At 72.7% G+C, this 25,972-nt stretch carries 19 protein-coding genes; 11 read left to right on the top strand and 8 right to left on the bottom strand.

Annotated features, from left to right (window positions below; genetic code table 11):
- The first annotated feature begins 30 nt into the window (after positions 1-30).
- On the top strand, positions 31-279 hold the full coding sequence (locus J8N05_RS04035; RefSeq protein WP_210881103.1) for a DUF2530 domain-containing protein: 249 nt from the start codon (positions 31-33) through the stop codon (positions 277-279).
- Between the two features lie 448 nt (positions 280-727).
- Positions 728-3,184, top strand: a complete 2,457-nt coding sequence (locus tag J8N05_RS04040) for an HAD-IC family P-type ATPase (protein ID WP_210881104.1) — start codon at positions 728-730, stop codon at positions 3,182-3,184.
- A gap of 404 nt (positions 3,185-3,588) precedes the next feature.
- Here the strand turns inward: J8N05_RS04040 and J8N05_RS04045 are convergent, their stop codons facing one another.
- The 3 genes from J8N05_RS04045 to J8N05_RS04055 all read right to left on the bottom strand — a co-directional run bounded on the left by J8N05_RS04045 (position 3,589) and on the right by J8N05_RS04055 (position 9,270).
- The gene (locus tag J8N05_RS04045) at positions 3,589-4,476 is read right to left on the bottom strand and encodes a hypothetical protein (protein WP_210881105.1); all 888 of its coding nucleotides are present in this window, start codon (positions 4,474-4,476) and stop codon (positions 3,589-3,591) included.
- A 205-nt stretch (positions 4,477-4,681) separates the two neighbouring features.
- Positions 4,682-7,888, bottom strand: coding sequence for a sacsin N-terminal ATP-binding-like domain-containing protein (locus J8N05_RS04050; RefSeq protein ID WP_210881106.1), 3,207 nt, complete (start codon positions 7,886-7,888; stop codon positions 4,682-4,684).
- A 458-nt stretch (positions 7,889-8,346) separates the two neighbouring features.
- Positions 8,347-9,270: a DUF3027 domain-containing protein gene (locus tag J8N05_RS04055; protein ID WP_210881107.1), complete on the bottom strand. Its 924-nt coding sequence runs from the start codon at positions 9,268-9,270 to the stop codon at positions 8,347-8,349.
- Between the two features lie 435 nt (positions 9,271-9,705).
- Between J8N05_RS04055 and J8N05_RS04060 the strand changes: the two genes are divergently transcribed.
- From J8N05_RS04060 to J8N05_RS04075, 4 genes are all read left to right on the top strand, one after another.
- Positions 9,706-11,127 (top strand): MFS transporter, encoded by a 1,422-nt coding sequence (locus tag J8N05_RS04060; protein WP_210881108.1) that lies wholly within the window; start codon positions 9,706-9,708, stop codon positions 11,125-11,127.
- Positions 11,128-11,275: 148 nt separating this feature from the next.
- Positions 11,276-11,764 (top strand): hypothetical protein, encoded by a 489-nt coding sequence (locus tag J8N05_RS04065; RefSeq protein ID WP_107015354.1) that lies wholly within the window; start codon positions 11,276-11,278, stop codon positions 11,762-11,764.
- Positions 11,765-11,803: 39 nt separating this feature from the next.
- The gene (locus tag J8N05_RS04070) at positions 11,804-12,484 is read left to right on the top strand and encodes a futalosine hydrolase (protein WP_210881109.1); all 681 of its coding nucleotides are present in this window, start codon (positions 11,804-11,806) and stop codon (positions 12,482-12,484) included.
- The gene (locus tag J8N05_RS04075; RefSeq protein ID WP_247706135.1) at positions 12,468-13,373 is read left to right on the top strand and encodes a 1,4-dihydroxy-6-naphthoate synthase; all 906 of its coding nucleotides are present in this window, start codon (positions 12,468-12,470) and stop codon (positions 13,371-13,373) included. Before J8N05_RS04070 ends, J8N05_RS04075 begins: the two co-directional genes overlap by 17 nt.
- A gap of 125 nt (positions 13,374-13,498) precedes the next feature.
- On the opposite strand, the gene J8N05_RS47875 is transcribed toward J8N05_RS04075, so the two are convergent.
- Positions 13,499-13,882 (bottom strand): cold-shock protein, encoded by a 384-nt coding sequence (locus J8N05_RS47875; protein ID WP_107015351.1) that lies wholly within the window; start codon positions 13,880-13,882, stop codon positions 13,499-13,501.
- Between the two features lie 195 nt (positions 13,883-14,077).
- On the opposite strand from J8N05_RS47875, the gene J8N05_RS04085 reads away from it, so the two are divergent.
- A complete protein-coding gene (locus tag J8N05_RS04085; protein ID WP_189771853.1) occupies positions 14,078-14,326 on the top strand; it encodes a hypothetical protein in 249 nt (82 codons plus the stop codon).
- Positions 14,327-14,341: 15 nt separating this feature from the next.
- On the opposite strand, the gene J8N05_RS04090 is transcribed toward J8N05_RS04085, so the two are convergent.
- Positions 14,342-14,962 (bottom strand): HAD family hydrolase, encoded by a 621-nt coding sequence (locus J8N05_RS04090; RefSeq protein ID WP_210881110.1) that lies wholly within the window; start codon positions 14,960-14,962, stop codon positions 14,342-14,344.
- Positions 14,963-15,092: 130 nt separating this feature from the next.
- Complete coding sequence (locus J8N05_RS04095; RefSeq protein ID WP_210881111.1) at positions 15,093-16,187, bottom strand: hypothetical protein; 1,095 nt, start codon at positions 16,185-16,187, stop codon at positions 15,093-15,095.
- A gap of 163 nt (positions 16,188-16,350) precedes the next feature.
- Between J8N05_RS04095 and J8N05_RS04100 the strand changes: the two genes are divergently transcribed.
- Together J8N05_RS04100 and J8N05_RS04105 are read left to right on the top strand one after the other, a co-directional pair.
- Positions 16,351-18,999 carry a helicase-associated domain-containing protein gene (locus tag J8N05_RS04100; protein WP_210881112.1) on the top strand — a complete coding sequence of 883 codons (2,649 nt, stop codon included), beginning with the start codon at positions 16,351-16,353 and terminating at the stop codon, positions 18,997-18,999.
- A 507-nt stretch (positions 19,000-19,506) separates the two neighbouring features.
- Positions 19,507-19,776 carry a hypothetical protein gene (locus J8N05_RS04105; RefSeq protein ID WP_210890599.1) on the top strand — a complete coding sequence of 90 codons (270 nt, stop codon included), beginning with the start codon at positions 19,507-19,509 and terminating at the stop codon, positions 19,774-19,776.
- On the opposite strand, the gene istB is transcribed toward J8N05_RS04105, so the two are convergent.
- Positions 19,754-21,298, bottom strand: coding sequence for an IS21-like element helper ATPase IstB (gene istB / locus J8N05_RS04110; RefSeq protein ID WP_210881113.1), 1,545 nt, complete (start codon positions 21,296-21,298; stop codon positions 19,754-19,756). The two genes, J8N05_RS04105 and istB, sit on opposite strands and share 23 nt — an antisense overlap.
- Positions 21,299-21,544: 246 nt before the next feature.
- Here istB and J8N05_RS04115 point away from each other — a divergent pair, with 246 nt between their 5' ends.
- Positions 21,545-23,188 carry a DNA repair helicase XPB gene (locus tag J8N05_RS04115; RefSeq protein ID WP_210881114.1) on the top strand — a complete coding sequence of 548 codons (1,644 nt, stop codon included), beginning with the start codon at positions 21,545-21,547 and terminating at the stop codon, positions 23,186-23,188.
- Between the two features lie 80 nt (positions 23,189-23,268).
- Here J8N05_RS04115 and J8N05_RS04120 read toward each other — a convergent pair whose 3' ends face one another.
- Complete coding sequence (locus tag J8N05_RS04120; RefSeq protein WP_210881115.1) at positions 23,269-23,457, bottom strand: hypothetical protein; 189 nt, start codon at positions 23,455-23,457, stop codon at positions 23,269-23,271.
- Positions 23,458-23,783: 326 nt separating this feature from the next.
- Between J8N05_RS04120 and J8N05_RS04125 the strand changes: the two genes are divergently transcribed.
- On the top strand, positions 23,784-25,832 hold the full coding sequence (locus tag J8N05_RS04125) for a HelD family protein (protein ID WP_210890008.1): 2,049 nt from the start codon (positions 23,784-23,786) through the stop codon (positions 25,830-25,832).
- Positions 25,833-25,972: the final 140 nt, after the last annotated feature.

Raw genomic sequence — 25,972 nt, forward strand, 5'->3', positions numbered from 1 at the left:
GCCTCCGCGCTCTCCTCGTAAGCTGTCCCCATGGCGAAGTGGACACCGACACACGAGGCACCGGAACCGCTGGAGGGGCCTGTGGTGGCCACCGTCACGGGCGGTGCGATCCTCTGGTTCGTCCTCTTCCTTGTCCAGCTGCCGTTCTACGGCTGGCTCGACGACCACGGGCACCTGTGGTGGCTGTGGACGTGCCTCGCGGGGGCGGGGCTGGGGTTGATCGGGATCTGGTACGTACGGGGCCGCGAGGCGGCGATCCGCCGAGCCTCCGCACCGTAGGGGTTGACGTCTCCGGTCGTACGTCCAGTGCGGCTGGGTGGGGGCCGTTCGCGCAGTTCCCCGCGCCCCTAGAGCGGCTGCGCCGCTCCCCGGGGCAAAAGCTGGGGCGCAGCCCCGCTTTTGAGGGGCGCGGGGAACTGCGCGGCCGACCACGACGTGCCCGCAGACAAGATCGAACGCCCGCCCCCACCCCCCAGGGGCGCGGGGAACGGCGCAGTCTTTCGCCTTTAGGGGCGCGGGGAACTGCGCGGCCAGCCACGTCCGGGCCGCGGACAACATCCAACGCCCGGCCCCACCCTCCAGGGGCGCGGGGAACGGCGCAGTCTGTCGTCTTCAGGGGGACAGGGGACCGCCGTGTACTACCACGGCAGCATCCCCGCTCCTCCGCTGGTCGGATCTTGCCGCACTCACCGGGTGAAGCCGCATATCCCCCCGTACCGTCGAAGACATGACGCACATCGACGCGGGCGCCGAACTCGACCCCGTGCACCCCGTCCCGCTGCCCGCCAGTGCCAGCGCCAGCGGAACCGCGAAGGGACTGACCGCCGCCGAGGTCGCCGAGCGCGTCGCCCGGGGCGAGGTCAACGACGTCCCCGTGCGCAGCAGCCGCTCCACCGCGGACATCGTCCGGGCCAACGTCTTCACCCGGTTCAACGCCATCATCGGCGTGCTCTGGCTGATCATGCTGTTCGTCGCCCCGTTCCAGGACAGCCTGTTCGGGTACGTGATCCTCGCGAACACCGGCATCGGCATCATCCAGGAACTGCGCGCGAAGAAGACCCTGGACTCCCTCGCGGTGATCGGCGAGTCCCGCCCCACCGTCCGCAGGGACGGCACCGCCACCTCCATCGGCACCTCCGAGATCGTGCTGGGCGACCTCATCGAGATCGGCCCGGGCGACAAGATCGTCGTGGACGGGGAGTGCGCCGAGGCCGACGGCCTGGAGATCGACGAGTCCCTGCTCACCGGCGAGGCCGACCCCGTGGTCAAGCACCCGGGCGACCAGGTCATGTCGGGCAGCTTCGTGGTCGCGGGCGGCGGCGCGTTCAGCGCGACGAAGGTGGGCCGCGAGGCGTACGCGGCGCAACTCGCCGAGGAGGCGAGCCGATTCACCCTCGTCCACTCCGAACTGCGTACCGGCATCTCCACGATCCTCAAGTACGTGACCTGGATGCTGATCCCGGCCGCCGTGGGCCTCGCCATCACGCAACTCGTCAGCAAGGACAACGACTTCAAGGACTCCATCGCCCGCGCCGTCGGCGGCATCGTGCCCATGGTCCCCGAGGGCCTGGTCCTGCTCACCTCGGTCGCCTTCGCCATAGGGGTCGTCCGGCTCGGCCGCAAACAGTGCCTCGTACAGGAACTCCCCGCCATCGAGGGCCTCGCCCGCGTCGACACGGTCTGCCTCGACAAGACGGGCACGCTCACCGAGGGCGGCATGGACGTCACCGAGCTGCGCCCGCTCGGCGCCGACGGGCACGGGGAGGGGGAGGGCGACGAGGCGTACGTGCGCGAAGTACTCGGCGCCTTCGGCGCGTCCGACCCCCGCCCGAACGCCTCCCTCCAGGCCATCATCGACGCCTACCCGGACAGCGCGGACTGGCGCCACGAGGGCGCGCTGCCCTTTTCCTCCGCGCGCAAGTACAGCGGGGCGTCCTTCGACGAGGGCGGGGACGGGGACGGTGACGAGGGCCGGGTGAGCACCTGGCTGCTGGGCGCGCCCGACGTGCTGCTCGCCGACGACGACCCCGTGCTCGCCGAGACCGAACAGCTCAACGAGCAGGGGCTACGGGTCCTGCTGCTGGCCCGTGCCGTCCGGGAACTCGACGACCCGCGGGTCAAGGAGGGCGCACGCCCGACCGCGCTCGTCGTCCTGGAGCAGCGGCTGCGGCCCGACGCGGCGGACACCCTGCGGTACTTCGACGAGCAGAACGTACGCGCCAAGGTGATCTCCGGCGACAACGCCGTGTCCGTCGGCGCGGTCGCCGCCAAGCTCGGTCTGCCCGGTGCCTCCGCCACGGTCGACGCGCGCCGGCTGCCCGCCGAGCGGGAGGAGATGGCCGAGGCGCTGGACCAGGGGTCGGTGTTCGGGCGGGTCACCCCGCAGCAGAAGCGGGACATGGTGGGCGCGCTCCAGTCGCGCGGGCACACGGTGGCGATGACCGGTGACGGCGTGAACGACGTACTCGCCCTCAAGGACGCCGACATCGGTGTCGCGATGGGCTCGGGGTCCGAGGCCACGAAGGCGGTCGCCCAGATCGTCCTGCTCAACAACAGCTTCGCGACGCTGCCCTCGGTGGTCGCGGAGGGGCGCCGGGTGATCGGGAACATCACCCGTGTCGCCACGCTGTTCCTGGTCAAGACGGTGTACTCGGTGCTGCTCGCGGTGCTGGTGGTGTGCTGCCAGGTGGAGTACCCGTTCCTGCCGCGGCATCTGACGCTGCTGTCGACGCTGACGATCGGGGTGCCGGCGTTTTTCCTGGCGCTCGCGCCCAACAAGGAACGGGCCAAGCCGCACTTCGTCCGCCGGGTGATGCGGTACTCGATCCCGGGCGGCGTGGTGGCGGGGCTGGCGACGTTCACGACGTATCTGCTCGCCCGGCACCACTACTCCGGGGAGGGGGCGTTGGACGCGGAGACCAGCGCGGCGACGCTGACGCTGTTCCTGGTGTCGATGTGGGTGCTGGCGATCGTGGCGCGGCCGTACACGTGGTGGCGGATCGGCCTGGTGGCCGCGATGGGGCTGGGCTTCCTGCTGGTGCTGGTGGTGCCGTGGCTGCAGTCGTTCTTCGCGCTGAAGCTGGTGGGGGCCACTATGCCGTGGACCGCGGTGGGGGTGGCGGTGGTGGGCGCGGGGGTGCTCGAACTGGTGTGGAGGTGGGTGGACCGCCGCTTTCCCGTCTAGCCGCGGGGGGACGAGGAGGGGGTGCACCTTGGTGGGGGCCGTTCGCGCAGTTCCCCGCGCCCCTTAAAAGCTAAAAGATTGCGCCGTTCCCCGCGCCCCTAAAAGCCAAAAGACTGCGCCGTTCCCCGCGCCCCTGAGGGGTGTAGGTCAAAGCCCGCGCCCCTGTGGATCCCCGCGAGGGGGCGAGGGCGCAGCCGAGCCCTTGAGGGGCGCGGGGAACTGCGCGGCCAGCCACGACGCTCCCGCACAACGACGAAAAGCCCGGGGCTACGCCCCTCAGGGGCGCGGGGAACTGCGCGGCCGGCCACGACGCTCCCGCAGGTAGTCGAACAGCCGCGCCCCGGGAACACCGACGGCCCCACGCCAGTGGTCGGCGTGGGGCCGTCGCGCAGTGCGGCGGAAGGTTACTTCACGTCCACGAAGTCACCCGCGGAGTTGACCGCCGGCGTAGTCGACGTGCCCGCGAAGGCGTAGCGGAAGGTGCCGTCGACGGAAGCCGTGACGGTGGTCTTCAGCTTGCCCGCGGAGCTGCCGGAGCCCGACTTCACGGTCTTGACGTTCGTGTAGGTGGACGAGCCCTTCTTCTTGAACTGGAGCTTCACGGACTGCTGGGTGTAGCCCGCGTACTTGTTCGTCTCCCAGTTGGCACGCGTCAGGGCCCCGGTGACCGTGATGGTCTTGCCCTTCTTCACGGGCTCGGGAGAGGCGTTGACGGTCAGCCGGGAGTTGCGCAGGACCTTGGTGGTGCCAAGGTCACCCTGGTCGGCGTAGGAGCCGGTGTTGTAGTTGAGCAGCAGCGCGCCGCCCTTCCAGGAGCCGGCGTCGCTGTTCAGCAGCTCGCCCTCGGCCGGGAGGATGTCGACGTAGCCGGTGCAGTTGGCGACGGTCGCCGAGGTCTCGGTGCAGGTCGCCGCGTCGAAGCCGAAGATGACGTTGTCCGGGGTGGCGAACGAGCCCTTGTAGATGTACGGGCCGGTCGCGAAGTCCAGGGAGCCGAGGTCCACGTCGGCGCCGTGGGTCAGCTTGTAGGTCACCTTGGTGGAGACCTGGTTGGTGGTGCCGACCTTGTGCACCGAGGCGATCTTGAAGTTGGAGAAGGAGGCGTCCAGGTCGCCGTCGACGGCCGCGGCGGCCTTGCTGCGCTGCGCCTTGGACGCACCGCTGTGGGCAGCATCGAAAGCGGCGGCGGCGGTCTCGCGGTACGAGGAGTCGTCGGCCTGCGCGACCGGGACGGCGAACGCGGAGAGGGCCAGGGCACCGGTGACGGCGGCCACGGTGGCACGTATGCGCATATGTTTCCCCCGGTGGAGAAAGGGGGCCCGACGGACGTCTTCACGTGGGCCCGTGTGATCTTGGAGCCTGTTGGCTCGCATGATCAGATACACCGCGCGGACCGATGGTTGTACGCCGGGTGAATATTTTGTGACCATGTGACGCAGAACACTTTCACGACCCGCCGGGGCGCACGGCGCGCGGCCACGCCCCGGCGGGCGGCGCTCAGTCGAACCAGCGGTCCCGCGCCAGTTCCTCCGTCCTGGACGGGTCCTCCAGCAGGGCGGCGACCTCGAAGCGGCGGGGCCACTGCCCGGCCGCCCACGCGAGACCCGCGGCGACGCCCTCCAGCGTGGCCGCGTGCAGCACCCCGTCCCGGGTGCGGCGCCAGTCGAGTTCGGTGCCGTCGACGACCAGTTCCTCGTGCTCGACGTAGGTCGCGGGGGTCGAGGGGCCCAGCAGAACCCGTACGGACTCCGGTACGTCGTGTTCCGCGCCCTCGCTGGTCACCTCGCCGGTGACGGACTCGCTCAGCCGCCGGACCTGGAACAGTTCGGCGAGGTCGGCGGCCCGCGCGGGCCGTACCGGGAGCAGGGGCGTGCCCGCGGTGAAGGGCAGCAGGTCGGGCGAGTCGACGACCACGGCGTCGGCCGCGTCCACGACCCGCACCTCGCCGTCCACCACGGCCCGCAGCTCGTCCGGGAGGGTCACCTGGTCGGGGTCGAGGTCCGCCAGCGCGCCGTACAGGGCGTGCAGTTGGGCCGCGGACACCTCGCGGTCGGGGTCGGCGAGCCGGTCGAGCAGTTCGGCGGCGCCGCCCGGTTCGGCGAGCAGCGCGGCCACGGACGTACGGACGCCGAGGGCCCGCAGCACCTGCTCGTCGTCGAAACCGGCCGCGTCGGCGGCGTCGTACAGGCCGTGCAGGAGCGGGTCGCCGCCCTCGGCGCGCAGGCCGGCCGGGCGGCGGCCGTCGAGGACGGGATGCCCGCGCAGCCACCAGGCGGTGTACGAGCGGATGATCTCGTGCGTGCCGTCCGGCAGCAGGACGCGGACCGGCTGGGTGAGGGCGTCCCGCAGCGGCGGGCGGGAGAGCAGGGCGAGGGCCTCGGGCCAGCGGTCGTCGTCCACGAGGTCGAGGTCGCGCACGGCGACGATCTCCGTCGCGACGGGCGGCACGGGTGAGTCCGGCAGCCCGTCCAGGGCGTCCTCGCACCACACGTCCACGGCGTCGAGCAGCCCGGCGTCGTCGGGTTCGGCGAAGTCGCCGTCCTTCGGCTCCAGTTCGTCGGGGTCGAGGACGACGTCCGTGGCGCGTACGAGGGTGAAGTTCGCGAGGACGCCGCAGGCGGCGAGGGGCTGCTCGCCCCAGCGTTCGGCCAGTTCGGGGTCGACGGAGGCGAGTTCGTCCTCGCGCATCACCTGGGCGAAGGGGCTGCCGGGCAGGACGAGTTCACCGGCGGGGACGAGTTCGCCCTCGTCGTCGGGGAGCGCGAGCGCGCCGAGCCAGGGTTCGTCGCCGGGTTCGAGGTCGGCGTCCCGGACGAGCGCGAGGACGGTGTCGGCCAGTTCCTCGGCGTCCGGGGTGGTGTCGTCGTCCCAGGCGCCCCGGTCGTCGTCGAGGGAGCCGGCGACGGCGGCGCGGACCTGCGGGGTGGTCAGGACGGCCCGCGCGGTGGCGGGCAGGGCGCCCAGCTTCTCCAGGAGCGGATGGACGGCGTCCGGATGGGCTACCTTGAGCCCGAGCCGGGCGAGGGCGTCAGGCGCGGCCCCGGCCGTGGTCGCAGTCGTGGCCGTGGTCGCGGCGCCGTCCGCGGTGGGCAGCAGGACCTGGCGGGGGCCGATCGTCGTCCGGCCGTCGGCCAGCGGCACCGGCAGCCCGGAGAGGCGGTCCGGGTCGACCCCGGCGAGGCTGTCGTACAGGCGCCGCCACCACTCGGGGGCCTTCTCCAGGCCCGCGAGCCGGTCGACGACCTCGGCCAGCGGGACCCGCGCGACCCCGAGGGTGCGCAGTTCCGCCCGCCGTTCGAGCCCGGCGGGCAGCAGGCTGGGCAGCACCTCCGCGAGCACCCGTACGGTCTCGGCGCCCGCCCCCTCCGCCACCTCGGCGTCGCGGGGGCGCAGGGCCTCGGGCAGGCCGGTGTCGGAGTCCGCGTCGTCGCCGCCGCCGGACCCGTCGACCGGTGCGGCCGGTTCGGCCGGTGCGGCCGCGGGCGGCAGGAAGGCGGTACGCGGCAGCCGTTCGAGGATCGCCTGCCGCAGGGCCCCGTCCAGCTCGCCCTTGCCGAGCGGGCCGGGCACCAGGCCGATGATCCCCTCGGTCACGGGCCGCCAGGCGGCGAGCAGTTCGACGTACGCCTCCGCCGCGCGCTGCACCAGGAAGTCGGTCAGCGGGCCCGGGGCCGCGTGGCGGCGGGTGGTGTCGAGCGGCAGCGAGGCGATGAGCAGCGCGGGCACACCGAGGGGTTCGTCGCTGGGCGTGGGCGCGTGCACGACGGGGCCGGTACGGGGGCGGCCCGGGGTGCCGTCCGCGTCGACCGGGACGGCCCAGGTGACCGACCAGTGCGGGCGCAGGCGCTCCTCGACGGGCCGGTCGGCGAGCAGGGCGGGCTCCAGGGCACCGTGCGCGGAGACGGTGCGCCAGCGGGTCGTACCGTCACGGGAGTCATCGACGACCACACCGCCGCCGTCCTCCTCGGTACGCCGCCGGATCGTCCGTACGCCGCCGTCGCCGCTCTCGACGACCACTTCCGCCAGGCCGGGCAGGGCGAGCAGCAGGGCGTCGTCGACACCGTCGAGGAGCCGTTCCGCGAGCGCCTCGGCGGCGGGGTCCCGCAGCGGCAGCACGACGACACTGTCGTACGGGTCCGGCGCGGAGCCCTCGGCCGCGAACGGCAGCCTGAGCAGGGGTACGTGGCCGTCGCGGCGGCGCAGTTCGTCGCCGAGGCCGGGGCTGTGGCGGGCGATGCCGGTGGCGAGGTCGCGGGCCTCGGCGAGGGACCAGCGGACGCCGCCGTGCCGGCCCAGCAGGGCGGGTTCGTCGGTGACGGCGAGGACGGCCGCGAAGCCGACGCCGAAGCGGCCGACCGCGCTGTCGCTCTCGTCGCGCTTGGCGGAGGCGCGCAGGGTGGAGAGGGATTCGACGCCGGTGGCGTCCAGGGGGGCGCCGGTGTTGGCGGCGGCGAGGACTCCGTCGCGCAGGGTGAGGCGCAGGCGGCCGGGGACGCCTGCGCGGGAGGCGGCGTCGGAGGCGTTCTGGGCGAGCTCCACGACGAGGCGGTCGCGGTAGCCGCCGAGAACGAGGTCCTCCTCGGAGTTGGCGTCCTCACGGAACCGTGCCGGGCTGGTCGCCCAGGCGTCCAGCACCCCGCGTCGCAGCCGGGCCGTCCCGAACGGATCCGCGCCCTCGGCAGCCGGCCGCACGAAGTTGCTCACGCTTGACACTCCCTCATCGTCGTACGCCCGCGCGCATCGGCCGGCCGCGGCAAGAAGGTACCGCGCGGGTCCCTTGGCAGGGGGCCAGGGTTGGAAGGGGGGGCTCCGCGGGGTGGGCGGGTGCGGGCCGGTGGGGGCCGGCCGCGCCGTTCCCCGCGCCCCTGGGGAGTGGCTACGCCCGGCTGTGACGTGCGGGTCGTGTGTGGCTGGCCGCGCAGTTCCCCGCGCCCCTAAAAGCCAAAAGACTCCGCCGCGCACCTGGAGATGGGGCGCAGCCCCGCTCTCAGGGGCGCGGGGAACTGCGCGGCCAGCCACGACGCACCCGCGGACGACGAACAACCGGGGGCCGTGCCCCCTCAGGGGCGCGGGGAACTGCGCGATCAGCCACCACGTGCCCGCGGACGGCAGACGAGGGTTTGAGGGGGTGGGCCGCGCCGTCACGCGAACGGCCCGCAGAACTAGCTGTGGCCGTATTCCGACGCCGACCCGTCCGGCCCCACCGGCACCGACCCCGAATCCGGCGAAGGCCGCAGCGGAAACGGATCCACCCGCGTCTCGTCGATCACCGGCGGCGCGGGCCGCGCAGGCGTAGGCATGACCGCCGCCTCCGAATGCCCACCACACCCGTACGAGAGCGACACGACACGCCCGTCCGCGGGCGAGAACTCGTTCGCGCACAGACCGAACGCCTGACCGAGCGACCCGCCCACGGGATTCAGGAACCCACAGCTGACGCACGTCGCCGGCGCGGCCTGCGCCATCGCGGTCTTCGCCCCGTACGACTCCTCCCACCGGTCCGCCGCGACATGCAGCCCGTACCGGGACAGCACACGCGCCCGCCGCATCCCCAGCTCCTCGGCCACGGACGCGATCGACCCGCGGGACGGCACGAGCGGCAGCGCGGCCGGCGTCCGCGCCGTGATCTCGGCGTCCTCCGCCTCGGCCAGCTGGGCCATCTCCTCGGAGATCGGCGCGTTCGGAGCGGGCTCGTCCTCGCCGGAGTAGCCGGGTTCCAGACGCAGATCCTCCGCGTCCGTGGGCAGCAGGTCCCCGGGCCCCATGTCCCCCGGCCGGAGCCGCTCGCTCCACGGCACCCACTCGGGTGCCAGCAGGGCGTCGGTGCCGGGCAGCAGCACGGTCTCGTCGAGGGTGACGACCTTCGCCCGGGAGGCCCGGGCCACCGTCACGGCCCAGCGCCACCCGCGGTAGCCCATCTCCTTGCACTCGAAGAAGTGCGTGACGACGCGGTCCCCTTCGCTGACCAGTCCCGCGTGCTCCCCCACCACGCCGGGAGCGGCGGCCTCCTCGGCGGCTGCCCGGGCGAGGTCCACGGCCTCGGCACACAGACGGTCCGGGGTCCGGCTTCGCGTTGTCGCGCTCACAGGTATCGCTTCTCTCCTACGCCGTCTCACGAGTGCGCCATCCCTCGACGGGGGTGCGGACGGAGCGGACCGGAGGGCCGCGTCGACGTCCGCGCCCGATCGCACTCGGGCGCACCTACGTCATCCATTCTGCGGGATGACCGAGAGGCGCGCGGCCGAGAACAACCGCCGCGGGCGCGCTACGCACGCTACCGTCTCGTCGGCGCTGGGCCTACACCGGCGTTGCCTTCATACTGTCGCGCCGTCTCCCCGACCGGGTGCACGGGACGCTCCAACCGTATGTGCGGCCCGCTCCGGACGGGGTCCGGGAGGCGCCCGCGACCGGTGCGCAGAACGGCCTTCGCGCATGTCCGGCACCCGATCCCCCGCGCCCACTCCGCCGCTATACGGGCGGTAACTGCGCTACTTCCGCCAATCTCGGGGCACTATTGCGGAGTGGCAGCCGCGAGGTCGCCCCAAGGCGCCACCGGAATCGGTGAGGCCGGGGCAGGACGTAAGAGCGGGTCGGGTCCGGTGCGCGGGGCCGTCCGTTCGGTCGGCCATGCCCTGCACCTGCCGTTCAGCGGTACGGCGAGAGGCATCAGAAAAGCGACCCACGCGCACGGCGCGGGCGAGTCGGGCCTCGGCAAACTGATCGAACTGCACGGCGTGAACGGCGCCGGCGACATGCTGATCACCGTCGCGCTCGCCTCGACGGTCTTCTTCTCGGTCCCGACGGACGAGGCCCGCGGCCGTGTCGCGCTCTACCTGGCGATCACGATGGCCCCGTTCACGCTGCTCGCCCCCGTCATCGGCCCCCTCCTGGACCGCCTCCCGCACGGCCGCCGCGCCGCGATGGCGGGCGCGTTCATGGCGCGCGCGTTCATGGCCCTGCTGCTGTCGGGCGCGGTCGTCACGGGCAGCATCGAGCTGTACCCGGCGGCCCTCGGCGTCCTGGTGGCCTCGAAGGCGTACGGCGTGGTCAGAAGCGCCGTGGTGCCCCGGCTCCTGCCACCCGCGTTCTCCCTGGTCAAGGCGAACTCGCGGGTCACGCTCGGCGGTCTGCTGGCGACGGGCGTGGCGGCCCCGATCGGCGCGGGCCTGCAGGCCCTCGGCCCCCGCTATCCGCTCTACGGCGCCTTCCTGATCTTCGTCGCGGGTACGTTCCTGTCGTTCTCCCTGCCGCACAAGGTCGACTCGGCCAAGGGCGAGGACAAGGCCCTGCTCGCCGCCGACGAGCAGCATCTGCACGGTCCGCACCTCAAGCAGCCCAAGCGCCCGGGGCTGCGCACGGTCGGCACGGCGGTCACGCACGCGCTCGCCGCGAACGCCGCGCTGCGCGGCCTCTCCGGGTTCCTGATCTTCTTCCTGGCGTTCCTGCTGCGCGAGCACCCCCTCGCGGGCGCCAGCGCGGCGGTCTCGCTGACCGTCGTGGGCGTGTCGGCGGGCGTGGGCAACGCGCTGGGCACGGCGGTCGGGGCGGCCCTGAGATCCCGGGCACCGGAACTGATCATCGTCACCGTCGTCGCGGTGGTGCTCGGTGTGGCGATCACGGCGGCGGTGTTCTTCGGGGTGCTCCTGGTGGCGGTGCTCGCCGCGTTCGCCGGGTTCGCCCAGGCGCTGTCCAAGCTGTCCCTGGACGCGCTGATCCAGCGGGACGTACCGGAACTGGTGCGGACGTCGGCGTTCGCGCGCTCGGAGACGATCCTCCAGATGGCCTGGGTGGTCGGCGGGGCGATCGGTATCGCGCTGCCGCTCAACGGCACGCTCGGCATGGCGGTGGCCTCCGGGATCATCGCGCTCGGCTGGCTCACCACGGTCCGCGGACTGCTGAGCACGGCCCGGCACGGCGGCCGGCACCACGCGCACCTGGCCTGAGCCGCCCGGTCACCACTCGACGACTGCCCGGTCACCACTCGACGACCGCCCGATCACCACGTGCTCACCGGGGTGATCCGCGCCCGCGGCACGCCGCGTAGCCCACCCACATGGCCGGGCCACGGGACCCGCCCGATAACCTTCGCCCATGAGCTCCCAGCGTCCCCTTGCGCGCCGTCGCCGCGCCGTCGCCGCCGCAAGTGCCGTTTCCGCCGGACTTCTCGTGCTGTCCGCCTGCGACAAGCCGACGCCGATGGCCACCGTCACGGTCGGCAAGAACTCGGTCAGCGTCGAGGCCGAGTGCTACGAGGACGGCAAGACCATCGGCAAGGAGGAAGCGACCAAGTGCGCCCTCAAGAAGTCCTCCGACACGATCAGCGTCTCGCAGGGTGAGACGCTGCGCATCGGTGTCGACCCGGAGATCGCCGACGAGGGCTGGGCCCTGTGGCTCAACGGCCAGCAGGTCACGTCCCCCTTCAAGAAGACGTACTACGCCTTCGAGGGCGTCGACCTCTTCGCCGAGCAGTCGGGCCAGGCCGCCCCGAAGACGATCTACATCAGCGTCGTCCAGCAGAACAAGGCCGGTACGCAGGTCCAGGGTGTCTGGAACTTCAAGCTTGAGAACGCGGACGCCTGAGCCGCCGCTGAGCCGCCCGATCCTCAGGGAGCGCCGCTCATGCGTGTCCTCGTGACCACCGCGGTCCCCGCCGAACGGGACGCGGTGGCCGCGGCGTTCACGGCGCCGGCGTCCGCGTCGTTGGTGCTCGATCCGCTCGCCGGTGGCGTGGGACCGGCCGCGGCCGCCGCGTCGACCGCCGCCGCGCTCACCGCGGCCGCGCTGACCGGTGAGCCGTACGACCTGGTCGTCTCCGCCGGTATCGGCGGCGGGTTCCTGCCCGACGCGCCCGTCGGCTCGCTCGTCCTCGCCGACGAGATCACGGTCGCGGACCTCGGCGCCGAGACCGCTGACGGGTTCGCCCCGGTCACCGAACTGGGGTTCGGAACCGTCACGCACCGGCCGCCGAATTCACTCGTACGAGAGATCGCGGCCGTCACAGGAGCACGTCAGGGGGCTGTCCTGACCGTCAGCACGGTGACCGGCAGCGCCGCGCGCGCGGTGGAACTGCGCCGACGCCACCCGCGCGCGCTCGCCGAGGCCATGGAGGGCTTCGGGGTGGCGGAGGCGGCCGCGGCGCACGGCGTCCCCGTCCTGGAGATCCGTGCCGTGTCCAATCCCGTGGGCCCCCGGGACCGCGCCGCCTGGCGGATCGGCGAGGCCCTCGCGGCACTCACCGGGGCCTTCGGGAAGCTTGCGCCCATACTGGAGAGTTGGAACCCACATGACCTCACCCACTGAGCCCTCGCAGACGCCTCAGCCCTCGCAGCCCTCGCAGCCCTCGCCGACGCAGCCGCTGAAGATCGCGTACTCGCCCTGTCCGAACGACACCTTCGTCTTCGACGCCTGGGCGCACGGCCGGATCCCGGGGGCGCCCGCGCTCGACGTGACCTTCGCGGACATCGACATCACCAACGGCATGGCCGAGCGCGGCGAGTTCGACGTCCTGAAGGTGTCGTACGCCGTCCTGCCGTACGTCCTGGACGAATGGGCCCTGCTGCCCTGCGGGGGCGCTCTGGGGCGGGGCTGCGGGCCGCTGGTCCTCACCCGGGAGGCGGGCGTGGACCTCACCGGCCGTACCGTCGCCGTGCCGAGCGAGCGGTCGACCGCGTACATGCTGTTCCGCCTGTGGGCCGCGGACACCGTTCCCGGCGGGGTCGGCGAGATCGTGGTCATGCCGTTCCACGAGATCATGCCCGCGGTACGGGACGGGAAGGTGGACGCCGGGCTGGTCATCCACGAGGCCCGTTTCACGTACCAGAACTACGGTCTGCACAAGCTCGCGGACATGGGCGAGCACTGGGAGCGGACGACGGGGCTGCCGATCCCGCTGGGCGCGATCATCGCTCGGCGGTCGCTGGGCGAGGCCGCGCTGGGGCTGCTCGCCGAGTCCGCGCGGGCGTCCGTGCGGGCCGCCTGGGACGATCCCGAGGCCTCGCGGGCGTATGTGATGGAGCATGCGCAGGAGATGGACGCGGCGGTCGCCGATCAGCACATCGGGCTGTACGTCAACGAGTTCACGGCGGATCTCGGGGAGGACGGGTACGCGGCGATCCGTGGCCTTCTCACGCGGGCGGCGGCGGAAGGGCTTGTGCCGGCGCTTGCGCCGGGGGCGCTGGACTTTCCCTAGCGGGTCCCTCGCCGGGAGGTGCGGGTCCGGATCGCATGTGCGGGTCCGGTGGGGGCTGGTCGCGCAGTTCCCCGCGCCCCTCATGTGGGCTGCGCCCATGCCATGGGGCGCAGCCCGGGAGGTTGCTATACGTCCAACTGGTCCGCCACCGCGCGCAGTAGGCCGGCGATCTTCGCGCCGGAGGCCTTGTCGGGGTAGCGGCCGCGCTCCAGCATCGGGGTGATGTTTTCCAGGAGGGTCGTCAAATCCTGGACGATGGAGGCCAGTTCGTCGGGCTTGCGGCGCTGGGCCGCCGCGACCGACGGCGTGGGGTCCAGGAGCGTCACCGAGAGTGCCTGGTCACCGCGCTGTCCGGCGACCACACCGAACTCCACCCGCTGCCCCGGCTTGAGAACATCGACTCCGGCGGGCAGGACCGAGGAATGAACGAAGACGTCGCCGCCGTCGTCGCGGGAGAGAAAGCCGAAGCCCTTCTCGCTGTTGAACCACTTGACCTTGCCGGTAGGCACGTCTGTCCTCGTCCTCGTACTCGTCGGAAACTGCGTCGGAAAGACTTCAAGACTTCGGCTGAAACTGCTCGGGAAACAGGTCCGTACAGCACTACAGCGGGTCGTCGGACCCGCCGGTACCAAGGCTAATGGTCCGGCGGCTGCTGACAAGACGTCGCCGGATTGTTCCTCCGGGCAGGGAACTACCCTGGTCGAGTGCGTGACAAAACCCAACCGAATTCCGCCGCGGCCGGAGAACGACTCATCCGTGCCGGTGCCATCGTGTTCTTCGTCGGAGCTGTGGCCACTCTGGTCACCGTGGCCCCGCTGCTGCTCGACACGACGCCCTTTCCTACGTACATGTTCGGTCTGAGCATGCTGATGGGCGTCGGATTCCTCATCGCGGGAGCGGGGGTGTTCCAGTCGATCGCCGACGGCCGCCGGCAGGCACGCGGAAGTTCGTGACCGCCCGGCGGTCGCCTATCGGTGGGTGGCCAGCCAACTCGGGAACTCCAGCAGGTCCTTGAGGACCACGTCGGCGCCGGCCGCGCGCAGTTCCTCCGCGTCGCACGGGCCGGTGGCCACCGCGACGGACAGCGCCCCGGCGGTCCGCGCGCCGCGTACGTCGCCGGTGTGATCGCCGACGTAGACGCCCGCGTCGTACTCGCGCAGGGCCTCCGCCTTGCGCTCGGCCCACAGGTCGCCGATGACCGCGTCGGCGTCGATGCCGAGATGGCTGAGATGCAGCTTGGCGTTCGGCTCGTACTTGGCGGTGACGACGATCGCCCGGCCGCCGGCCTCCCGTACCGCCGTCATCGCCTCACGGGCGCCGGCCATCGCGGGCGTCGGGGCGATGGCGTGGGTGGGATACATCTCCCGGTACACGTCCGCCATGGCCTCGACCTCCCCGGCCGGAAACCAGTTGACCAACTCCTCCGCGAGCGGCGGCCCGAGCCGGGTGACGGCGAGATCGGCGTCGATGAAGGTCCCCGTCCGCACGGAAAGCGCCTGATAACAGGCCCGGATCCCGGGCCGGGAGTCAATAAGGGTCATGTCAAGGTCAAACCCGACGGTCAACACACGAGAAGTCATATAACCCATTGTGCCCACCGCTTTTAGGAGCACGGGGCCGTCACGCGGGACGCGACCGGCTGCTTTTAGGGGCGCGGGGAACTGCGCGACAAGCCCCCACCGGCCCGCGGACGACATCCGACGGCCCCACCCGCCACCGTCACTTCCGGCGCTGCGACCGCCACACCAGGTACAGCGCCGAAGCGACGGCCGCGCCGCGCAGCACCCACGGCCAGGTCTCGGCGATCGCCTCGCTCATCCGGTCCTGCGCGATCGGCTCGCCCCAGCGCCCCTCGTTGCGGCCCCAGATCCAGACGATGCCCCCCGAGGCGACGATGCCGGGCAGGACGAGGACGGCCCACTTCGCCTCGGCGGGACTCAGCCGTCGCGAGAGGTAGGCGATGAGCCAGCCGAGGCCCAGCATGACGAGGTTGCCGATGACCGCGCCGGCGACCAGGAGCGCGGCGGCGAGCAGGAGGAGGGGGTTCGACCAGCCGCCGCCACCGCCACCGCCGAGGGGGCGCAGGCGGGGTACGAAGCGACGGCGTACGCGCCCGGCCGGTGCGGGTACCTCGACGACCTCCTCCGCCGCTGCGGACTTGGGCCCGGACTCGCCCTCCTTACCGGGCTTTTCGGGTGTTTCGGGCTTGTCCGGTTCGTCGTCCGGCGGCGGCCTGAACAGTTCCGGGATCTCGATGCCGCCCGTGAAGCCCGGCACGCTGTCCGTCGCCCCGAACGGGCCGCTCTCCACCCGCCACCAGTCGGGCTGGGGCCCGGTGCCCAGCTCTTCCGTGCTGGCGAGGTGCGGCGGGGTGGGCGGGGAGCCGACCATCCCGGTCGTGTCCGACTCGGCCACCTCCGGGTGGGCGGCACGCGGCCGGGGCACCGCGCGGCGCAGCCGCTTGGGACGGGCCGCAGGTTCCTGCGCGCGCTGGGCGGGCACGGCGGACCGCTTCGGCGCGGACGACTCCGTACCGGCAGCCCTGTCCGTACCGGCACCGGCACCGGCGCCCGCGCCGCCGTCGGTCCGGGAGCCGGCGGCCTCGACCACCGACTCGGGCGTGCCGATGCGGTCCAGGATGCGGCGGACCGCGGCCGGGCTGTCGAGGGTCGCCTTCGTCCGGCGCCGGTCGATCTCGCCGCGCAGCTCGGACACGAGCCGCATCCGCGTCCCCGACGGCAGCTGCCTCTGCTGGGCCAGGTCGCCCACCCGGCTCAGATAGTCGAATACTAGCTGGTCGCTCTCGATCCCCACGAAGTCCCCTCCGGGGCGCCCACGTTGCGTTTTCCCGTGCGACCGACGGTACCGCGCCCGCCGCCGGTGGTCGGCTCCGGCACGGCCCCGGCACGATCCCGGCACGGCCGCGGCTCACGCCAACGGGAACGGCGGCGGGGGCCCACCCGCTACCGTGGATCGGATGAGCGTCCAGGAGCAGTCGTCAGAGGAGCCCGGCGGGGCGCCCACGGAGGAGCCCGCCCCCGCCGGGGCACACCCTCGTTCGCTCGCGGAGGACCTGCGGGCCCGCGACGACTCCTCCCTGTCCGCGCTGCTGCGGGCCCGCCCCGACCTCATCACCCCCGTACCGACCGACCTGACCCAGCTGGCCACCCGGGCCGGTACGCGGGCCTCCGTGATCCGGGCCCTGGAGCGCCTGGACCGGTTCACCCTGCAGACCGCGGAGGCGCTGGCCGTGGCCCCGGAACCGGCGCCGTACGGCACGCTCCAGGACCTGCTGGCCGGTGACGCGGGCGATCCGGCGGTCGTCGAGGCGCTTCCGCGTGCCGTGGCCGTCCTGCGTGAGCAGGCGCTGGTGTGGGGCTCGGACGACCGGCTGCGGCTGGTGCGCACGGCCCGCGAACTGCTCGCGCCCTCGCCGCAGCACCCCTCCCCGACAGGGCTCGGCCCGACGGTCGCGGAGGCCACCACGGGCATGTCCCCGGGCCGTATCCAGGAACTCCTGACGGCGGCCGGACTGCCCACGACGCACGACGCGGTCTCCGCGGTGGAGTCGCTCACCGGGCTCTTCACCGACCGCGCCCGGATGTCGGCCCTGCTCGACCAGGCCCCGCCGGACTCCCTCGAAGTCCTTTCGCGGCTGGTCTGGGGGCCGCCGTACGGTCAGGTGACCGCCGATCCGGCGACCCGGCTGCGCTGGCTGATCGACCGCGGACTGCTGCTGCCGACGGCGCCCGGCACGGTCGTACTACCCCGCGAGGTGGCCCTCCATCTGCGCGAGGGGCGGGCGCACCAGCGGACGGAACCGCTTCCTCCGCCGGTCGAGCCCACCTCCGTACACCGTCCACAGGTTGTGGACAGCACGGCGGCCGGGCAGGCGTACACGGCGCTCGCCACCGTCGAGGAGCTGCTGAAGGACTGGGACGAGGGCGGTCCGTCGGTGCTGCGCGCGGGCGGTCTGAGCGTGCGCGACCTGAAGCGGACGGCCGTGGCCCTCGACGTACCGGAGCCGGTCGCCGCCTTCTGGGTCGAACTCGCCTACGCGGCGGGCCTGCTGGCCACGGACGGCGAGGCCGACGAGCGGTACGCGGCGACGCCCGCCTACGACGAGTGGCTGGAGCTCCCGGCCGCCGAGCGCTGGACCCGGCTGGCCACGGCGTGGCTGTCGGCGACCCGTACGGCGGGCGTGGTCGGCGGACGCGACACCAAGGAGCGCACGCTGGCGGCGCTGGGCCCCGGCCTGGACCGCTCGGCGGCGCCCGAGGTCCGGCACCGGGTCCTCACGCTCCTCGCCGCGCTGCCCGAGGGCGGCTCCACGTCCGCCGACGCCCTCGTGGCCCGCCTCCACTGGGAGCGCGCCCTGCGCGGCGCCGCCTCCTCGGACGACCTGCGGTCGCGGATCGCCCGGTGGACGCTGACCGAGGCCGAGTCCCTGGGGATCACCGGCAGGGGCGCGCTGTCCGCGCACGGACGGGCGCTCATGGGTGCGCCGCCCGGCGCACCCGCCCCCGCGCCCGCCACCGGACCCGGCGACAAACTGCCCGTCCACCACCGGCACACCCACCATCCGGTGCCCGCGCCGGAACCCCGCTCCCCCGCCGAGGTGGCCTCCGCCGCCGCGCTGGCCGGCCGGCTGCTGGCGCCGCTGCTTCCCGAACCCCTCGACCACGTCCTCCTCCAGGCGGACCTGACGGCGGTGGCCCCGGGCCCGCTGCGCCGCCCCCTCGCGGACGTGCTGGACGTCCTCGCGGACGTCGAGTCGAAGGGCGGGGCCACGGTCTACCGCTTCACACCGGGCTCGGTCCGCCGCGCCCTGGACGCGGGCCGCTCGGCCTCCGACCTCCAGGCGTTCCTGGCCGCACACTCCCGTACGCCCGTTCCGCAGCCGCTCGCCTACCTGATCGACGACGTGGCGCGCAGACACGGGCACCTGCGGATCGGCGCGGCGTCGGCGTACGTGCGCTGCGACGACGACGCGGTCCTGAACGAGATCGTCGCCGACAAGCGGGCGCAGGGGCTGCGGCTGCGCCGCCTCGCGCCCACGGTGCTGGCGGCCCAGGCCGATCCGGCCACGCTCCTCGAAGGGCTGCGCGCGATGGGTTTCGCACCGGCCGCCGAGTCCGCCGAGGGCGATGTGCTGATCACCCGCGCGCTCGCGCACCGCACGCCCCCGCGCACGGCGCCCGAGCCGGTCCCCGACGGTCCGCCGTCCCCCGACACCATCCTGCTGGGGGCCGCGATCCGGGCCATCCGCGCGGGCGACCTGGCCTCCACGGCCCCGCGCAAGCCGTCCGCCTCCGCCTCCGGTTCCGCCGACTCCGGCTCCGACTCCGGTTCCGGTTCCGGTTCGTCCGGTGGCGGGCGGAACGGCACTCTCCCGCGCACCACCGCCGCCGAGACCCTCGCCACCATGCAGGCCGCCGTCCTCACCGGCGGCACCCTGTGGATCGGTTACGTGAACGCCGAGGGCTCCGCCAGCCAGCGCGTCATCGCCCCCGTCCGGGTGGAGGGCGGTTTCGTCACGGCGTACGACCACACCGCGGACGAGGTCCGGACGTATCCGCTGCACCGGGTGACGGGCGTGGCGGAACTGGCGGACGACCAGGCCTGAGTCAGCTCGCCCACCGGTCTCCCTCGCGCTCCCTCTCCCTCGTAATCCGCCTCCCTCGCACTCCGCCTCACTCGTTCGGGTGTAGGCGGCGGTTCATGCGCGCCACGCCGGACGCTTCCCACCCATGAGGGACCTTGTGGGTTCTCCGGCATTCCCGCGCCGGCCGCTGGGCAGCCACTGGGCGTCCTGCTCACGCAACGAACCCATGTGAAGAAGAGGGAATCCCATGCGTACTGCCCGTCGTGTCGCCACCGTCCTGATCGGTACCGCCGCGCTGCTCGGCGCACTCGCCTCACAGGCCGCGGCGATCGGCATCGATCTCGGCGGGGGCGTGACGTTCTGAGCCGCCCCCGCGCGGCACGTCATACCCCGTAAGCCCCGTCCCGCCCCGTACGTCCTGCGGGCCGGACCCGGTCCGACCGGGTCCGGCCCGTCCCCTCCGTGGGCCCCGCCCCCGCTCAGCGGCACCCGAAAGGTTCTGTAGCTCCCATGCGTCCCCTCCGTCTCATGCTGCAACCCGCCTGTCCCACGGCCTCCGAGCCCTCCGTGAATCCCGCGGGCCCGGAGCGCCGTACGCACCACGCGCGCACCGCCGCCGCGGTCGCCCTCATCGCCTCGGCCGTGCTCATCGGCGTACTCGCCCCGCAGGCCGCCGCGGCCCGGCGATCCGCCCTGCCGCTGCCGCTGCCGGTGACCGCCGTGGAACCGCTGGTGACCGAGGGGATCGGCATCGAGGGGCCGCTGATCAACAACATCACTCTGCCCACGCTGAAGTGACCCGGCGCATGCGGTAGCTGTCCCCTTCGAGGCGCACGATCTCCGCGTGGTGCGCAAGCCGGTCGACCATCGCGGGGGCGGCGCCGCCGAAGACCTCCTCCCAGCGGCCGAGCGGACGGTCGGTGGTCACGATCAGGGAGGACCGCTCGTAGCGGTGCGCGACGAGCTGGAAGAAGAGGTGGGCGGTGTCCGGGTCGAGCGGGGTGTAGCCGACCTCGTCGACGATGAGCAGCGGGCGGGCGTCGAGGTCCGCCAGTTCCTCGCCGAGCCGGCCCGCAGACCGGGCGCCCGCCAGTCGCGCGGCCCACTGCGCCGCGGTGGCGAAGAGCACTTGGTGCCCCGCCTGGCAGGCCCGTACGCCGAGGCCGACGGCGAGATGCGTCTTGCCGGTGCCGGGCGGGCCGACGAACACCACGTTGCGCCGGGCCGCGACGAAGTCCAGGCTGCCGAGCCGGGACACGGCCTCCCGGTCGAGCACCCGGGGGTACTCCTCGTCGAAGTCCTCCAGCAGCTTCCGGGCGGGGAACCGGGCGTCACGGATCCGGGCCTCGGCACCGGGCTCCGTGGAGTCGTGCGGGTCGTGCGGGTCGGCGGACTCGTACGGGTTGTGCGGGCTGTGCGGGTCGTGGGCGTCGTACGGGGAGGAGACCGTCTGCACCGGGATCGGGGCGGTGGTCTGCGCGGCGAGCTGTGCGGCGGCCTGCGAGACGGACGGGCCCGCGACCGGGACGGGGACCCGTGCGGCGGGCACGGTCTTGGCCGCGAACGCGAACTCGGCCGGGACGGAGGACCCCGTCATCCCGCCGGCCGCCCTCCCGCCGCCCTCACCCCTGAACCCGGACCCGGCACCGGAGGCGTACGCGTACCCGAGCCCCCGCTCCTGCCCACCCGCATGCTCCTGCGCATGGGCTTGGCCGTGGATCAGCGCGTGGGCGAGCCCATGCCCCTTGTGCAGGCGCTCCCCGTGCGTCGCCATCGGGCCCGACATGTACGCGAGGATCGCCGCCGAGGCGATGAACGCCATGTGGATGACCGTCCCCCACAGCAGCGAGTGGTGCGAGGTGTGGTGCACATCCACGAACATCTGCAGCAGATGCACGGACGAGATGCCCACGATGGCGGTGGCGAGCTTCACCTTGAGCACGTTGGAATTGACGTGCGAGAGCCATTCCGGCTGGTCACGGTGGCCCTGGAGACCGATGCGCGAGACGAACGTCTCGTACCCGCCGACGATCACCATGATCAGCAGATTGGCGATCATGACGACGTCGACCAGCTTCAGGACGGCGAGCATCACGTACGTCTCGTTCGCCTGCCCGGTCACGCTCCGGATGATTAAAGTCCACAGCTCTCTGAAGAACTTGTAGACGTACACCCCCTGTGCGGCCACCAGTCCGAAGTACAGCGGGGCCTGGAGCCAGCGGGTGGCGAAGAGCGAGTACCCGAGAGTCGCGCTCGGCTGCGAGGCGGGCGGCGTCTCGGGCTGCGGCTCGGGCGGCGGGGCATGGCTGTGATGAGACAACAGTGAGCTCTCCCTGGGCGGCGAACCGGATGGCGAACCGGGTGGTGACCTGCGGCAGTGACCTGCGGAATCGCCATTCTTCGGGGCAGCGACCGTAAATCTGAATTCACACCACTCATTGGAATGAATAGACATTCAGTAGGACAGGACAGGGGGCAGCAGGCGTTCGCGGCGGCGGGCCCCGGCCATCAGGCACACTGGACGTTTGGCCGTGCACATCGCACGGCTGTGCAGAAGGGGACGCGCGTGAATGGTCCACTCATCGTCCAGTCCGACAAGACCCTGCTCCTGGAGGTCGACCACGAGCTGGCGGACGAGTGCCGCCGGGTCATCGCTCCCTTCGCCGAGCTGGAGCGCGCGCCGGAGCACATCCACACCTACCGGGTGACCCCGCTCGGGCTGTGGAACGCGCGCGCGGCCGGACACGACGCCGAGCAGGTCGTGGACGCGCTCGTGCAGTACAGCCGCTATCCGGTGCCGCACGCGCTGCTGGTCGACATCGCGGAGACGATGGGCCGCTACGGCCGGCTCACCCTGAGCAAGCACCCGGCCCACGGGCTCGTCCTGACCACCACCGACCGGCCCGTCCTTGAGGAGATCCTGCGCTCGAAGCGGATCACCCCGCTCGTGGGCGCCCGGCTCGACCCGGACACCGTGGCCGTGCACCCCTCCGAGCGCGGCCAGATCAAGCAGACGCTCCTGAAGCTGGGCTGGCCCGCCGAGGACCTCGCCGGGTACGTGGACGGGGAGGCGCACCCCATCGGGCTCGCCGAGGACGGCTGGTCCCTGCGGCCGTACCAGAAGCAGGCCGTGGAGAACTTCTGGCACGGCGGGTCGGGTGTGGTCGTGCTCCCCTGCGGCGCCGGAAAGACGCTGGTCGGCGCGGGTGCGATGGCCGAGGCGAAGGCCACCACGCTCATCCTCGTCACGAACACGGTCTCGGCCCGGCAGTGGAAGCACGAGCTGGTCAAGCGCACGAGTCTGACCGAGGACGAGATCGGCGAGTACAGCGGTACGCGCAAGGAGATCCGCCCGGTCACCATCGCGACGTACCAGGTGCTGACGACCAAGCGGAAGGGTGTCTACCAGCACCTGGAGCTGTTCGACTCCCGCGACTGGGGGCTGATCATCTACGACGAGGTGCATCTGCTGCCCGCGCCGGTCTTCAAGTTCACCGCCGACCTCCAGGCGCGCCGCCGGCTCGGTCTGACGGCCACGCTGGTGCGTGAGGACGGCCGCGAGTCGGACGTGTTCTCCCTCATCGGGCCGAAGCGTTTCGACGCGCCCTGGAAGGAGATCGAGGCGCAGGGGTACATCGCGCCGGCCGACTGTGTCGAGGTCCGGGTGAACCTCACGGACTCCGAGCGGCTGGCGTACGCGACCGCCGAGGCGGAGGAGAAGTACCGCTTCTGCGCGACGACGGCGACCAAGCGCAAGGTCACGGAGGCGCTGGTCAGGCGGTTCGCGGGAATGCAGACCCTGGTCATCGGCCAGTACATCGACCAGCTCGACGAACTGGGCGAGCATCTGGACGCGCCGGTCATCAAGGGCGAGACGTCGAACGCGCAGCGCGAGAAGCTCTTCGACGCGTTCCGTGAGGGCGAGATCAGCGTGCTGGTCGTCTCGAAGGTCGCCAACTTCTCCATCGACCTGCCGGAGGCGACGGTCGCCATCCAGGTGTCGGGCACCTTCGGCTCCCGCCAGGAGGAGGCCCAGCGCCTCGGCCGGGTGCTGCGTCCGAAGGCGGACGGCCACCAGGCGCACTTCTACTCGGTCGTGGCCCGCGACACCATCGACCAGGACTTCGCGGCCCATCGCCAGCGCTTCCTGGCCGAGCAGGGCTACGCGTACCGGATCGTGGACGCGGACGAGCTGCTGGCCGACAACTAGCGCTCAGCCGGTCGGTGCTCGGGGGGCCGGGGCCCTCGGGGGCGCTCGGGGGGCGCTCCGGGGGGGGCGCTCCGGGGGCGCTAGCGGCGGCGTACGCCGGCCTCCTCGCCGTACTCGCCGAGGAGGACCACTCCGAGGGCGGCGCCGGCGAAGACCTTGACGGCGCGCAGGGCGTCGCCGACACGGTGGCGGTGACTGCCCCGCAGGGCGGTCGCGCCGTTCGGCGGGCGGGGGCGGGCGGGGGCCTGGGTGAAGGTCGCGGTACTCATGCATCCATGGTGGAACGTCCGCGCCCCACTTCCATCGGTCTGCGGACCGAACCTGGGGCGTCCCCACGTACGACTTCGGAGCGACCTCCACCCCGTAGGTGGGGGGCGGTGTCCCCTAGGGGTCGCGGAGGCCGGGGTGTGAAAACGGTTGGCCCCGGACGTGCCCGCTCGCCTAAGATCTCCGCTCTTGCCCGCCTCCCGTCGTGGAGCGCCGCCGTCCGGACGGAAACCGGTCGGTTCACCGCCACAGTCAGCGGGGCCCGCCCGGCCCCGCCGTTCCCGCAGGCCCGGAGGCAACACCCGTGTCCACCCCGTCCGACTCCGCCATGCCGTCCGACGATCCCCTCTCCCGTGAACGCGCCCACCTCGCGGACTCCCGCGCCGCACTGCGGTCGATGCGCGAGGACGTCCAGTCCCTCGACATCCGGGACGTGACCGCGAACTGGGTCAACGCGGAGGTCCTGACCCGCCAGATCGACGAACGCATCAAGGCCCTCGCCGACCTGTCCCACACCCCGCTGTTCTTCGGCCGCCTCGACTACCTGCACGCCCCGGGCGCCGAGCAGGCGGAGGGCGCCGAGGGTGAACGTTTCTACATCGGACGCCGGCACGTGCACGACGCCGGCGGCGACCCGATGGTGATCGACTGGCGCGCCCCGGTGTCCCAGCCGTTCTACCGGGCCTCCAAGAAGACCCCGATGGACATCGCGCTGCGCCGCCGCTTCGGCTACACCGGCGGCGACCTCACCGCGTACGAGGACGAGCACCTCTCCGACCCCGCCGAGACCGCCGCCACCAGCAAGCTGCTCCAGCAGGAGATCGAGCGCCCGCGCGTGGGCCCCATGCGCGACATCGTGGCGACCATCCAGCCCGAACAGGACGAGATCGTACGGTCCGGTCTGGGCGGTTCGGTCTGTGTGCAGGGCGGTCCGGGCACCGGCAAGACGGCCGTCGGCCTGCACCGGGTCGCGTACCTCCTGTACGCCCACCGCGACCGGCTGGCCCGCACCGGCACCCTCGTCATCGGGCCCAACGCGTCCTTCCTGCACTACATCGAGCAGGTGCTGCCCGCGCTGGGCGAGCTGGAGGTCAAGCAGGCCACGGTCGCCGACCTGGTCGCGCATGTCGAGGTGCGGGGCACGGACGAGGCGGCGACCGCCGTCGTGAAGGGCGACGCGCGGATGGCCGAGGTGCTGCGCCGGGCCGTTCGCGCGCACGTGACCCTGCCCACCGAGCAGGTCGTGGTGGTCCGCGGCTCCCGGCGCTGGCGCGTACCGGAGTACGAACTGACCGCCATCGTGCAGGAGTTGCTGGACCGGGACATCCGGTACGGCGCCGCCCGCGAGGCCCTGCCGCAGCGCATCGCGCACGCCGTGCTGGTGCAGATGGAACGGGCGGGCGAGGCACCGGACGACCGGGTGCAGGACGCCGTCGCCCGCAACCCCGCGGTGAAGGCGGCCGTGAAGGCGATCTGGCCGCCGGTGGACCCGGCGAAGCTGGTCTTCCGCCTGCTCTCGGACGCGGACTTCCTGGCGCTGCACGCGGAGGGTGTGCTCAGCGGGGAGGAGCAGGAGACGATCCGCTGGGCGAAGCCCGTGCGGTCGGTGAAGTCCGTCAAGTGGGCCGCCGCGGACGCGGTGTTGATCGACGAGGCCAACGACCTCGTACAGCGCACGCACTCCCTCGGGCATGTGGTGCTCGACGAGGCGCAGGACCTGTCGCCGATGCAGTACCGGGCGGTGGGGCGGCGCTGCACGACCGGTTCGGCGACCGTGCTCGGGGATCTGGCGCAGGGTACGACGCCGTGGGCGACGCGCAGCTGGGAGGAGGCGCTGGCGCATCTCGGCAAGTCGGAGGCGGTGGTGGAGGAGCTGACGGCCGGTTTCCGCGTCCCGACGGACGTGATCACGTACGCGTCCCGGCTGCTTCCGCACATCGCGCCGGGGCTGGCGCCGGTGGCGTCGGTCCGGGAGAACCCGGGCTTCTTCGAGGTCCGGCGGACCGGGGCGGACGCCGACGCGGTCGCCGAAGTGGTCGGCGCGTGCGAGGAGTTGCTCGCGCGGGAGGGGTCGGTGGGGCTGATCGCCGCGGACGGGCGGGTGCCGGTGCTGTCCGCTGCGCTGGCGAAGGCGGGGCTTTCGCACCTCGCTCCCGGCGAGGAGACGACCGCCTCCGCCCGGCTGACGCTGGTGCCTGCGTCGCTCGCGAAGGGGCTGGAGTACGACTACGTGGTACTGGACGAGCCGCAGGCGGTGGTGGCCGGCGAGCCGGACGAACGGACGGGTCTGCGCCGCCTGTACGTCACGCTGACGCGGGCGGTGTCGGGGTTGATCGTGACCCATGCGGATGCCTTGCCGGCGCAGCTGGGGGATTGACGGGCCGCGTTCCGGGTGCGGGCCGGTGGGGGCTGGCCACGCAGTTCCCCGCGCCCCTGAGGGGCGGGCCGGTGGTCGGGTGCGGGCCCGTGGGGGTTGCTCGCGCAGTTCCCCGCGCCCCAACCCCCCAGGGGCGCGGG

Origin of the sequence: Streptomyces liliiviolaceus (genome assembly GCF_018070025.1) — a bacterium.
In the GTDB taxonomy this organism is placed as follows: Bacteria; Actinomycetota; Actinomycetes; order Streptomycetales; family Streptomycetaceae; genus Streptomyces; species Streptomyces liliiviolaceus.